Source organism: Enterobacter sp. HK169, from assembly GCF_001719105.1.
Taxonomy (GTDB): Bacteria; Pseudomonadota; Gammaproteobacteria; order Enterobacterales; family Enterobacteriaceae; genus Enterobacter; species Enterobacter asburiae_B.
Window position 1 is genome coordinate 777,729 of the sequence record NZ_CP017087.1, and the last position, 12,263, is coordinate 789,991.

Consider the following 12,263-nt stretch of genomic DNA (forward strand, 5'->3'; position numbering starts at 1 on the left):
AGTTAACCATGTCCCGGAAAGAAGTTCTGTACACCCCCTATAACGGGGCCGTATTGCTGGAAAATCCGCTGCTAAATAAAGGACTCGCATTTATTAAAGAAGAGCGTGACAATTTTAATCTGCATGGGTTATTGCCGCACAACGTTGAAACTATTGAGGAACAAACCGAGCGCGCCTGGGTGCAGTTCTGCCATTTTAAAAGCGATATTTCGCGTCATGTTTACCTGCGAAATATTCAGGACACCAACGAAACGCTCTTTTATAACCTCCTGCGTTCGCATCTGAAAGAGACGCTACCGATTATCTATACCCCGACGGTCGGTGAAGCCTGCGAGCATTTCTCCACGATTTATCGACGCGCGCGCGGCCTGTTTATTTCATGGCCGAATCGACATCGTATTGATGAGATGCTGCAAAGCTTTTCGCGCAACGACGTTCGTGTGATTGTGGTGACGGACGGGGAACGTATTTTAGGGCTTGGCGATCAGGGTATCGGCGGAATGGGTATCCCAATTGGCAAGCTGTCGCTGTATACCGCCTGCGGCGGGATCCATCCGGCCTCTACCCTGCCGATTATGCTGGATGTCGGCACCAATAATCAGCAGCACCTCGACGACCCGATGTACATGGGCTGGCGCCACCCGCGCATCAGCGACGATCAGTACGCTGAGTTTATGGATATGTTTGTCAGCACCGTTAAAGCGCGCTGGCCCAATGTGCTCCTGCAATTTGAAGACTTTGCGCAGAAAAACGCCACCAGGCTGCTGCAGCGCTACCGCGACCAGCTGTGCTGCTTCAATGATGATATCCAGGGCACGGCCGCCGTGACCGCCGGTACGCTGATGGCGGCGGCACATGCGGCGGGCACGCGCATTCGCGACCAGCGCGTGGTCTTCCTGGGCAGCGGCTCTGCCGGATGCGGGATAGCTGAAAAAATTGTGGCGCTAATGGTGGATGACGGCCTGGCCGAGCCGGAAGCGCGCAGCCGGATCTTTATGGTCGATCGCTTCGGCCTGCTGACCGACGACATGACCAACCTGCTCGATTTCCAGAAAAACCTGCTTACCGCGCGCGACGCCGTTTGCAGCTGGCAGGTAGACTCGCAAAATATTTCCCTGCTGGACGTGGTGAAAAACGCGCATCCCACGGTGATGATCGGCGTTTCGGGCCAGCCGGGGCTGTTCAGCGAAGAGATTGTCAAAGAGATGCATCGCCACTGTCCGCGCCCGATCATCATGCCGCTCTCGAACCCGACCTCGCGGGCGGAAGCCCAGCCGCAGGATCTTATCGCCTGGACCCAGGGTGCCGCGCTGGTGGCCACCGGCAGCCCGTTCGCCCCGGTATTCTGGGAGAATGAACACTACGAGATCGCCCAGTGTAACAACGCCTATATTTTCCCGGGCCTGGGGCTGGGCGTACTGGCCTGCAACGCGCGCCGGGTGACGGAAGAGATGCTGATGGCCGCAAGCCGCAGCCTGGCCGCGCAGTCTCCGCTGGTCACCACGGAAAAAGGCGGATTGCTGCCGCCGGTAGATCAGATTGAAACGGTCTCACGCCAGATTGCCGTCGCCGTCGCCCGGGCCGCGATTGAACAGGGCGTGGCTCCGGCGACAGATGATGAGACGCTGATGGCGCGTATTGAGAAGACCTGGTGGCAGGCGGACTATGCGCCGTACCGCAGGTCTGCGCTGTAAGCCTCGATCCTGCCCTCGCTGCACGGTGAGGGCAGGATTGCTGCCTCAGTGCTGGACGCCCGATCGGTCGGAAAGATCGGCGGCGGACAGGATATCAGCCCGTGGTGCCACGCTCTTGCGGCGGGCATACCGGTCAGGCTGACCTTCAGGACGCGTTTTGAAGCGCCGGTGTAGCCACATATACTGTTCTGGCGCCATCCGTACCGCCTGCTCAATCGCCCTGTTCATCTGCGTCGCAACAGATTCTTTATCGCCCCCCTGCAGCGCCTCGCTGATATCCTCCAGAATAATCAGTTCGTAGCCGGTACCGTCCGCCCTGCGGCGCGGCACAAAGGGAATGACGGCTGGCTTAGCGCTTTTGACCAGCATATAGCTTCCAGCGGTCGTGGCGGCATCCGCAACCGCAAAGAACGGCACAAAGACGCTATTGGTTTTGCCATAGTCATGGTCCGGGGCGTACCACAAAATTTCATTCTGCTTCAGCGAGCGGATCATGCCCTTTAAATCATGACGATCGAGCATGGTTTTATTGGAGCGCAGGCGCCCGCGCGTCTGAAGCCAGTCCAGCAGCGCGTTATTATTCGGACGATACACCCCAATGCCGGGGTTGAGCATGCCAAAGATCCGCGCGCCCAGCTCAAGGGTGAGAAAATGCATGCCAACGAGCACCACGCCATTTCCCTTTGCCCGCGCCTTTTCCATGTGCTCATAACCCGTCACGGTAAAGCATTTCTTCACCCGCCACGCGGGCCAGAACCATGCCATCCCGGTTTCGATTACCCCCATTCCTACCGATTCAAAATTACGCTGCAGCAGTGACTCTCGCTCCGCCTTTTTCATCTCCGGAAAACAGAGTTCCAGGTTGCGGCGGGCAATCTCAACGCGGCGCGGAAGCAGGCGCATCGCCAGCCGTCCAAGACTGTGGCCGATTCGGAACAGCAGCGGATAAGGGAGCAGCATGATGAGCCACAGCGCGGCGATGCCAGCCCAGCTTAGCCAGTAACGAGGGTGAAGAAAGGCGAGTGAAAAACGGGGTAATTTTGTCATGAGAAAATTATCCTTTAGCGTGTCTGTCCTTAATTGATTCTGTTTGAGATCTTTCCTAAGGATGTATGAAATGTCAGTAAGAAACGTAAAGTGTAACGGATAAGATAAAACGCATTTTTATCGATTTTTGCGAAAAAGCGGGAAGACGAGGCGGGGAAAAACCGGGGAGAAGAGTTCCCCCCGGCAATTGCGCTTACATTGAATAGCCTGGCTTTTTGATTAATTCGTCCAGCTTCGGTCCTATTTCGGTATCCCAGACCTGCGCTTTCCAGTCCTCCTGGTTCACCTGATTCAACGCAACGGACACCGAGCTGTCTTTGCTGTTGAAATGGCGAATAATGACCTCAGCAATATCCTCGGCCAGTGCGGTTTTTTGTTCGTCGTTCAAATCGCGGGGAAAACATTTGATATCTACGTGTGGCATATGCAGGCTTCCAGTTGTGAGTCAGGGCTCCACGTTATCAGATAATACCGTTGGCCTTTAACACCTTGTGCAGTTCCGGCAGCTGACATACGGTATCTGCGATGGCCATCAGTTTCGGCGTATTGGCCGCAAACCAGTCATGGCGTGGCCCCCAGGTGCGCGCCACCGCGATATACACGTCCAGCAGCGTCAGCCGTTCACCCAGCGCAAACGGGGCGGCCTTGAGCTGAGTTTCGAACCACAAATAGAGGGACTTCCGGTATTCGATGCAGTTTTTCTGCAGCTGTTCAGGCGCATCCGGCGCCCAGCGTTCGGGATAGTCCGCATACGTAAACGTGGGATAGACGTTGGCCACAAACCAGATCAGCAAGCGCTGAAACTGCTGGCGTTCGGCCTGCCCCACGGGCGGCGCGAGATCGGGACATCTGTCGAGCACCATCAGGGCAATCGCCGCCGTTTCGGTCATGATGGCGCCATTTTCCAGCTCCAGCGTGGGCACCTGACACAGCGGGTTAAGCTTTTGCAGCAGCTCACGCTGCGGGCCGGGCTGGTCAAACCCGTCCACGTTGATAAATTGATAAGGGATATCGGCCAGGGTTAGCATCACTTCACCGATCGCCGAGCCCCAGCCGGGTACGCCATAGAGTTTAATCATGTTGCCCCCTGCGGGATGAAAACCCTAAGTGTAGAGCACCATTAGTAGGTTATCCCAGGCGGGTTGACCTCCGACTGCGCCACCGCTTCGCCCTGCTCACCCCAGCGCGCCAGCACCTTCTGGTAATCTCCGCGCTTAATCGCGCCGTCCAGCGCGGCCTGCAGCGCGTACACCAGCTCATTGCCCTTTTTGGTGGTGGTGGCGACATAGGCTTTTTTCGGCCCTAAACCGACGACGCGGGTTTTGCCCGTGAGCGCAGCCTTATAGGCCGATACCGACTGCGGGCCGAAGAACACGTCAGCCCTGCCGGACTGAATATAGAGATTGCCCGAGGCATCGTCGTGGAGATAGACCGGCAGCGCAGGCGCCCTTCCCGCCTTTTTGTTCTCTTCGTTCCAGCCCAGCAGGATGCGTTCCTGATTCGTACCAGAGCCGACGATCACCTTTTTCCCGGCCAGATCTTCCGCGCTTTTGATTGACTGAATCTCGCTGGTGGATTTCACCGAAAACGCCAGCGAATCGACGCGGTAGGTCGCAAAATCAAATTTCTCTTTACGCTGTTCGGTCACCGCAATGTTCACCAGCGCCACGTCGTAGCGCCCGGAGGCGATCCCGAGCGGCCAGTCTTCCCACGCCGTCGGCACCAGCTTCAGCTTTAGCCCCAGGCTGCCCGCCAGCAGGCGGGCGATATCCGGGTCGCTGCCGATGCGCGTGCGGTTATCGCTGGCCAGCAGCGCCAGCGGCGGAGAATTCAGCGCCGAAACGGCGACCGTCAGCGTACCCGGCTCAACGAATTTGTAATTGGCGGGGATCTTCGCCACAGCCAGCCTATCCACCGTCACCGGCAGCGGCTGCTCGTTGGCTTTCAAATCAATGCTGGCGTGGCTCGCCGTCGTGAAGACCAGCCCCGCCAGAAGTCCATATTTCATTGGCACTCCTTACAAGACTTTGGAGAGAAACTGGCGCGTTCGCGCATGTGACGGACGGTTTAATACCTCGTCACTGCTTCCCTGCTCGATGATTTTTCCGTCGACCATAAACACCACCTGATCCGCCACCTCCCGGGCAAAGCCGATCTCGTGGGTAACCACCACCAGCGTGGTGCCGGACCGCGCCAGCTTTTTGATCACGTCCAGCACTTCCCCCACCAGCTCCGGATCCAGCGCCGAGGTGGGCTCATCAAACAGCATCACGCGGGGACGCAGCGCCAGCGCGCGGGCAATCGCGATACGCTGCTGCTGACCGCCGGAAAGATGGCGCGACCAGGCATCGGCTTTATCCCGCAGCCCGACCACGTCCAGCAGGCTGTACGCCCTTTCCACCGCCTCTTTTTTGCTGAGCTTTTTATGCGCGATGGGCGCCTCAATCAGGTTTTCCAGCACCGTGAGGTGCGGAAAGAGATTGAAGTTCTGGAACACGTAGCCCACGTTGACGCGCTGCTTGAGGATCTCCTTCTCCTTCAGCTCATAGAGCCTGTCGCCCTGACGGCGATAGCCAATGTAGTCCCCGTCGATCTGAATAAAGCCTTCATCGACGCGTTCCAGGTGGTTAATAGTGCGCAGCAGCGTCGATTTACCAGAGCCGGACGGCCCGAGGATGACCGTCACGGACCCGGGCGGGATCTCAAGCGAAACGTTGTCGAGCGCCTTATGGCGACCGAAATACTTGCTGACGCCGGTAATCGAAATATGTCCTTCAGGAGAGGCTTGCATGGACGGGCTCCTGTGCTGGCGTGGTGGTGACAGAACGGGTGCGACGAGCGGCACGGTTCTGGTTAACGGCAGAGCGGCGTTCGCTGCGGGCAAGCGCGCGCTCGACGCCATACTGGATAGCGGACAGGACGGTGGTGATCGCCAGATACCAGGCGGCACCGACCATCAGCAGCGGGATCACCTCCTGCGTGCGGTTGTAGATCATCTGGATGGTATAGAACAGCTCCGGCATCGCCAGGACGTACACCATCGCCGTGCCCTTGGCGAGGCTGATGATTTCATTGAACCCCGACGGCAGAATGGTGCGCAGCGCCTGAGGCAAAATGATGCGCACCGTGCGTCGCCAGGCCGGCAGACCGAGCGCGGCGGCGGCCTCATACTGGCCGTGATCGACCCCGAGGAATCCGCCGCGAACGATCTCGGCGGTATAGGCGCTCTGCACCAGGGTGAGCCCCACCACGGCGGTAGAAAACTGACCCAGCACGTTGATGGTTTCAAAGCTGCCCCAGGTGATGCCGGTGAACGGCACGCCGAGCGAGAGCGTGTCGTAGAGATAGGAGAAGTTGTAGAGAATGATCAGCACCACGATCAGCGGCAGCGACCGAAACAGCCAGATGTAGGCCCACGCCAGGCTGCTCAGCAGCCAGGATGAAGAGAGTCTCGCCAGCGCCAGCATGCCGCCAAGCACCACGCTCAGCGCGGTGCCGATCAGCGTCAGCAGCAGGGTCTGCCCGACACCTTCGAGGATCACCGGGTCAAAGAACCAGCGGGCAAACACCGCCCACTCCCAGCGCGGGTTAAAGGCCACGGACTGAATCACGACCGCCAGGACAAACAGCGCCACCGCGGCGCCGACGGCCCGCAGCGGATAACGCGCCGGGACCACCTTAATGGTTTCAACGTTGCTCATCGTCGTTCCTCATGCGGTTTTACTGAACGCTTCGCGTACCAGCGTTTTGGTGAAGCGCAGCCGACCGTCAAACGGCGGCTGGCTGTACTCTTCCGGATCGCGGTTCAGATCGAACTGCGCCTGATAGCCCTGGCTGAGATAGAGCCGTACCGCTTCCGGCTGGCGAAAGCCGGTTGTCAGGTATATTTGGCTGTACCCTGCCAGCACAGCCCTGCGCTCAAGCTCCTGCACCACGCGCCCGGCAAGCCCCTGCTGACGCAGGGTTTTGTCCGTCCAGATGCGTTTGATTTCTGCGGTGCGTTCGTCGAAAGGTTTGTACGCGCCGGTGGCGATAATCTTCCCGTCGCGCTCCAGTACGATAAACAGCCCCTGCGGCGCTAAATACCACTCTGTAAGCTCAACTTCCGCGTCTTTGGAGAAGTAGTCCCCGTAGCGGGCGGCATATTCACCGAACAGCCCTTCGATAATGGGCTGAAGCTCGGCGTCTTCCGGGGAAACATCACGAAATCGTTCGCTCATCACGCCTCCTTAATCGCCCAGGCCAGCCGGGTTCACTTCTGACTGAGGAATACGCTCAACGCCTTCCCCCCAGCGGTTCAGCACTTTGTCGTAGTCGCCGTTTTTGATCACGCCGTTCAGCGCGGTTTGCACCGGCTCAACCAGCCCGCTGCCTTTTTTCAGCGTCACAGCTATGTGCGCCGCCTTCGGCCAGCCGCCGTCGACGCTACCCACCAGTTTGGTTTTCCCGTTCAGCGCCGCTTTCCAGGCGCCAATCACGTTCGGGCCAAAGTAGGCATCCGCGCGTCCGGACTGCAGGGCCAGCGTTTGTGCCGCATCGTCTTTGGTGTAGATCGGGGTAAAGGGCTTCAGACCTTTCTTGAGGTTTTCGGCATTCCAGGCCAGGAGGATGGCCTCCTGGTTGGTGCCGGAGCCGACGATAATCCGCAGCCCGGCGATGTCTTCCGCCTTCTGCAGCGACTTGATCGGGCTGGTTGATTTCACGTAGAACCCGAGGGAATCTTTGCGGTAGGTGGCAAAGTCAAACTTCTCTTTACGCTCTTTGGTGACGGTGATGTTGCTGATAGCGGCATCATATTTCCCGGAAGCCACGCCCAGCGGCCAGTCTTCCCAGGAGGTTGGCACCACGTTTAGCTCCAGCCCGAGGCTGTCAGCGACCAGACGGGCGACGTCAACCTCGCTTCCCAGCAGCGTTTTGTTGTCGTCGGAAAACACCGTCAGCGGCGGTTGATTGAGGCCCGCCACCGCCACGGTAAATTTCCCCGGCACGGCAAAGCGATAGTCTTTCGGCAGCTGTGCCACCGCCTCGCTGTTTTTGACGGTATTAACCGGCGTTTTATTGGCCTCGATGCTCACGCCGGTGCCGTTAATATTCACATTCTCTGCCCAGACGGCAGGGGTAAAGGCCAGCGCGAGCGCCAGAATAAGCGTTGTTTTCTGCATAGCGGGGTTCTCTTTTATTGTTGTGTGTATTGGTTTTTAGGTTCGTCTAAGCCGAGGCTTTCGCGCAGCGTGGTGCCCGGGTAGTCGGTACGGAACAGGCCGCGCGCCTGTAAAACAGGCACCACCTGGTCAACAAAGCGCGGGAAGGTGTCCGGCGTGCCGCCCTGAATGATGAAGCCGTCTGCGGCATAGCCTTCAAACCAGGCCTGCAGGCCGTCGGCCACCTCTTCCGGCGTACCGGAAAAGCGCGGTCGCGGCGAGGCGGCTTCCAGCGCCACCTGACGCAGGGTTAAGCTGCGCTCGCGGGCGTTACGCTTAATTTCATCAGTGGTGCTGCGGAAGCTGTTTTTGCCTAAGTCGCCGATATACGGGAACGGCTCGTCGAGCGGGTACTGGCTGAAATCGTGATGTTCGAAATAGCGTCCGAGGTAGTTGAGGGCATCGTTAATCGACACCAGCGCCGCCGTGGTTTGATACTGGTTTTCCACGTCATCGGCGTCTTTACCCACAATCACGCTGACGCCCTGGAAAATATGTAAATCTGACGCGAGGCGTCCGTTACTTTCCAGCTGCTGCTTCACGTCGCGATAAAAGGCTTTTGCCTCATCGAGGGTCTCGTGATGGGTAAAAATGGCGTCGGCATGTTTCGCCGCCAGCTTTTTCCCGTCGTCCGACGCGCCCGCCTGAAAGACAATCGGCCGCCCCTGCGGCGTTCGACCAATATTCAGAGGACCGGCGACCTGGAAGAAATCACCGTGGTGGTCCAGGGTATGCAATTTTGCCGGGTCAAAAAACTGACCGCTCTCTTTGTTGCGCACAAAGGCATCGCCTTCCCAGGAATCCCATAGCCCTTTCACCACGTCGAGATATTCATCCGCAATGCGATAGCGCAGCGCGTGCTCGGGATGTTTTTCACGGGAAAAGTTCTTCGCTGACCCTTCCAGCGGCGAAGTCACCACGTTCCAGCCCGCGCGCCCGTTGCTCAGGTGGTCGAGGCTGGCGAACTGGCGCGCCGTGGTGAAAGGCTCGCTGTAGGAGGTGGATAAGGTTCCTACCAGCCCCAGGCGCGAGGTGATGCTGGCGAGAGCGGATAACACCGTCAGCGGTTCAAAGCGGTTTAAAAAATGCGGGATCGATTTCTCGTTGATATAGAGACCGTCGGCAACGAATAAAAAATCGAGTTTGCCCTCCTCCGCCTTTAACGCCGTCGCTTTGACGAAATCAAAATTGATGCTGGCATCGGCGACGGCCTCAGGGTGACGCCAGGCGGACATATTTCCGGATGCACCATGCAAAATGGTCCCGAGCCGCAGTTGACGATGTGCAGACATATTCACCTCTTAAGAATTAAACGTGTTGCAGGGCTTTTTCCGCAAGCTGTGCAAAATAGCGGGCAGCGGGCTCAATTAGGGCTTCATCCGGATTGAAGGCCGGATGGTGTAAACCGTACGGGCTGTTGCTGCCGATGCTGACAAACGCCCCCGGGATCTGCTGCAGATAGACCGCGAAATCTTCCCCACCCATATGCAGCTCGGCGTGCCGGGTTTCGTAGCCTGCTTCTCTGGCGACCGAGGTGGCGAAATCGGCCCAGCGCTCGTCGTTCACCAGCGCGGTGGGCCCGGCATACCAGGTGATATCAATCTGCGCGCTAAAGGCGCTGGCAAACCCGGCGGCGATTTCGCCCACGCGGGCTTTCACGTTCTGCTGTACTTCCGTGCGGTGGGTGCGCAGCGTGCCTTCCAGCTCGACGCTTTCCGGCAGCACGTTCCAGGTGTTACCGCCTGCAATGCGCGTCACGCTCAGCACCACCGAATCCAGCGTATTGACGTTGCGGCTGGCGACGCTTTGCAGCGCCGTCACCAGCTGGCTCGCCAGCACGATGGCGTCATTACCTTCGTGCGGACGTGCGGCGTGCGCGCCCTTACCGGTAATGCGGATCACGAAGCGATCGACGTTGGCATAAAACGGCCCGCCGCGGGTAGCGAACTCACCGACCGGCAGGCCGGGCTCGTTGTGCATGCCGAAGATGGCGCTGACGTCACGCAGGGCACCGGCCCGCACCATGCTCTTCGCACCGCCAAAGTTCTCTTCGGCAGGCTGAAACAGGATCCGCACCCGGCCGTTAAGCGAGGCTTCCCGCTCTTTCAGCTTTAACGCGGCGCCGAGGATCACGCTGGTGTGGATATCGTGTCCGCAGGCATGCATTACGCCTGCACGCTGGGAGCTAAACGGCACGCCGCTGCGCTCTTCAATCGGCAGGGCGTCGATATCCGCGCGCAGCGCAATCAGTTTGTTGCCCGAGCCGATTTCCGCCACCAGCCCGGTCGACAGGTCGTAAGGCTGCGGGGTGATCCCGGCATTCGTCAGCCACTGGCGCAGACGCGTTGTGGTTTCCACTTCCTGGCCGGAGAGCTCCGGGTTCTGGTGCAGCTCGCGACGCCAGGCAATCAGCTGTTCGCCAAAGCTCATACGGTGACCTCCTTGTTAAGACGCGCCTCGGCAAGCAGGCGCAGCGACGCGACGCGCGTTGCCCCCTCCGCGACCGGCGTGTCGATGATAAATTCGTCAATGCCCCACTTTTCATGCAGGGCGTTAAGCTGTTCGAGCACCGATTCAGCCGTACCCGCCAGCAGCGACTGCGCCCGACGTGCAATGCGCACCGGCTCGCTGCCCGCCTGACGCGCAAAGGCGTAGGCCTGCTCTTCGCTGGCCACGGTGACACGCTGGCCGTTTGCCAGCTCAACGCCCCACACTTCGACCTTCTGCGCCAGGGCTTCCGCCTCGGCCTGCGTCGGCGCGACAATCGCCTGTACCGCCACAATCACGTCCCGCGCGCTGTGCTTACGCCAGGTCGAGACCACCTCGCGCAGCAGCTCCGGATCGCCGTTCAGATGCGCGGCAAAGACAAAGTGCCAGCCGAGCCCGGCGGCCAGCAGCGCGCTATCGGTACTCGCGCCCAGCAGGAAACCCTCGGCAGGCAGCGGCGGCAGCGGCGTGGCGCGAACGGCCTCTTCATGAGACTGATGCTCAGGACGGATCCAGCGATCGAGCTGGGCCAGCTGTTCGGCGAAGCTGCCCTTTTCCTGTTGATTCAGCCCCTGCTGCAGCGCGCGGGTTGAGAGCGGTAAACCGCCGGGGGCTTTCCCGACGCCGAGATCCACGCGACCGGGCGCCAGCGCGGCCAGCACGTTGAAATTCTCGGCGACTTTATAAGGGCTGTAGTGCTGGAGCATCACGCCGCCGGATCCGACGCGGATGTGCGTTGTCTGCCCGAGGATCCAGGCAATCAGCAGCTCCGGCGAGGGGCTGGCAAGATGGGGAGTGTTGTGGTGTTCGGCAATCCAGAAGCGGTGATAGCCCAGATTTTCTGCCTGCTGCGCCAGCGCCAGCGTACGCGCCAGTGCATCGGCAGCCGTTTCGTTTTCAGCGATGGGGCTTTTATCCAGAATGCTGATTCGCCATGACATGTTGCGTTCTCGTTTGACTTAACATGTCGACATTATTAAAGGCGCATTTCACCACTGAGAAACAATTAATTTACATTTAGTTTGCCGGAAATCAGATATATAAAACCATGCTAAGAATAAGACTTTAAGGCGGCAATCAGCGTTTCCGCCTGCCCGCGGCGGGTAATACGGACAAAACGAATATGCCCATATTGCGGGTTTTGCAGATCGGCTTCATAACGCGTGCGGTTGTTACGCCAGGTTTTCATCGTCCAGATGAGAATCGACTCTTTACTAAAGAACGCGCGCCGGAAACTCTCTTTGTTCCCGGTGCCGGGCCAGAGCTCGTGCTTATGCCAGGCCCGTTTGATTGCCCTGATGACGGCCTGCCAGAGGGTGCGGGCAAAGCCATAATCGACCCACACCACAACGTCGACATTACGCCATTTCACCGGCCGCGTGCGGTTATAGTTGCCGTCAAGCACCCAGTCTGGCGAAGACTGTAGCGCCTGCTCCAGCTTTTCCTGAAACACATCGTCCGGCGTTCCCTGCCAGTCAGGTCGCCAGTAGAGTCTGTCCATCTCGATATAGGGAATAGCCAGTTCGGTCGCAATCTGCTTCGCCAGCGTGCTTTTTCCACTCCCGCTGGTCCCGATGACGTTAATTTTCACCTCAGCCTCACTGTAATAACGAAAACTGACCAAATGATAGCGTTTTGATCCTGTTAACGAAACGCTATTTCAGCATGACAATTTTTCCTGAGAGACGATCTCCCTCTTTCAGTTTGGGTTATGTCGTTTATTTGCAGCGACTCCAGAATACACCCCTGAAAATATTTTCATTTTTATTACATTCGCGAACATTAACAGATTAAAAATAATGAACAACGGGTATTTCAGGCAGTCAGAATTTCA

General features: G+C 58.5%; 11 protein-coding genes and 1 pseudogene. 1 reads left to right on the top strand and 11 read right to left on the bottom strand.

All coding sequences use genetic code 11. From position 1 onward, the window contains the following. The first annotated feature begins 8 nt into the window (after positions 1–8). A complete protein-coding gene (locus EnteroDNA1_RS03775; RefSeq protein WP_064672607.1) occupies positions 9–1,694 on the top strand; it encodes an NAD-dependent malic enzyme in 1,686 nt (561 codons plus the stop codon). 45 nt (positions 1,695–1,739) lie between these two features. Here EnteroDNA1_RS03775 and EnteroDNA1_RS03780 read toward each other — a convergent pair whose 3' ends face one another. The 11 genes and pseudogenes from EnteroDNA1_RS03780 to EnteroDNA1_RS03835 form a co-directional block, all read right to left on the bottom strand. Continuing rightward, on the bottom strand, positions 1,740–2,741 hold the full coding sequence (locus tag EnteroDNA1_RS03780) for a Kdo(2)-lipid IV(A) acyltransferase (protein WP_039262853.1): 1,002 nt from the start codon (positions 2,739–2,741) through the stop codon (positions 1,740–1,742). 193 nt (positions 2,742–2,934) lie between these two features. After that, positions 2,935–3,165 (bottom strand): tautomerase PptA, encoded by a 231-nt coding sequence (gene pptA, locus EnteroDNA1_RS03785; protein ID WP_023335848.1) that lies wholly within the window; start codon positions 3,163–3,165, stop codon positions 2,935–2,937. A gap of 37 nt (positions 3,166–3,202) precedes the next feature. Beyond that, on the bottom strand, positions 3,203–3,820 hold the full coding sequence (locus EnteroDNA1_RS03790; protein WP_069302884.1) for a glutathione S-transferase family protein: 618 nt from the start codon (positions 3,818–3,820) through the stop codon (positions 3,203–3,205). Positions 3,821–3,861: 41 nt separating this feature from the next. Beyond that, positions 3,862–4,749 carry an ABC transporter substrate-binding protein gene (locus EnteroDNA1_RS03795; protein WP_048977262.1) on the bottom strand — a complete coding sequence of 296 codons (888 nt, stop codon included), beginning with the start codon at positions 4,747–4,749 and terminating at the stop codon, positions 3,862–3,864. A gap of 9 nt (positions 4,750–4,758) precedes the next feature. After that, positions 4,759–5,532, bottom strand: a complete 774-nt coding sequence (locus EnteroDNA1_RS03800) for an amino acid ABC transporter ATP-binding protein (protein WP_064672609.1) — start codon at positions 5,530–5,532, stop codon at positions 4,759–4,761. Beyond that, positions 5,516–6,442: an amino acid ABC transporter permease gene (locus tag EnteroDNA1_RS03805; protein WP_029740269.1), complete on the bottom strand. Its 927-nt coding sequence runs from the start codon at positions 6,440–6,442 to the stop codon at positions 5,516–5,518. Before EnteroDNA1_RS03805 ends, EnteroDNA1_RS03800 begins: the two co-directional genes overlap by 17 nt. Positions 6,443–6,451: 9 nt before the next feature. Then, entirely contained in the window at positions 6,452–6,961 is a 510-nt protein-coding gene (locus EnteroDNA1_RS03810) for a GNAT family N-acetyltransferase (RefSeq protein WP_032656866.1), read from the bottom strand. A gap of 9 nt (positions 6,962–6,970) precedes the next feature. Beyond that, positions 6,971–9,234 (bottom strand): annotated as a pseudogene (locus EnteroDNA1_RS22515) (NtaA/DmoA family FMN-dependent monooxygenase). 16 nt (positions 9,235–9,250) lie between these two features. Then, positions 9,251–10,372 carry a M20 peptidase aminoacylase family protein gene (locus tag EnteroDNA1_RS03825; protein ID WP_039262859.1) on the bottom strand — a complete coding sequence of 374 codons (1,122 nt, stop codon included), beginning with the start codon at positions 10,370–10,372 and terminating at the stop codon, positions 9,251–9,253. Then, positions 10,369–11,370, bottom strand: coding sequence for an LLM class flavin-dependent oxidoreductase (locus EnteroDNA1_RS03830; RefSeq protein WP_069302886.1), 1,002 nt, complete (start codon positions 11,368–11,370; stop codon positions 10,369–10,371). The genes EnteroDNA1_RS03825 and EnteroDNA1_RS03830 overlap by 4 nt, the downstream gene beginning before the upstream one ends. Before the next feature lie 110 nt (positions 11,371–11,480). Next, entirely contained in the window at positions 11,481–12,020 is a 540-nt protein-coding gene (locus tag EnteroDNA1_RS03835; RefSeq protein WP_069303910.1) for an AAA family ATPase, read from the bottom strand. Between the last annotated feature and the right edge of the window lie 243 nt (positions 12,021–12,263).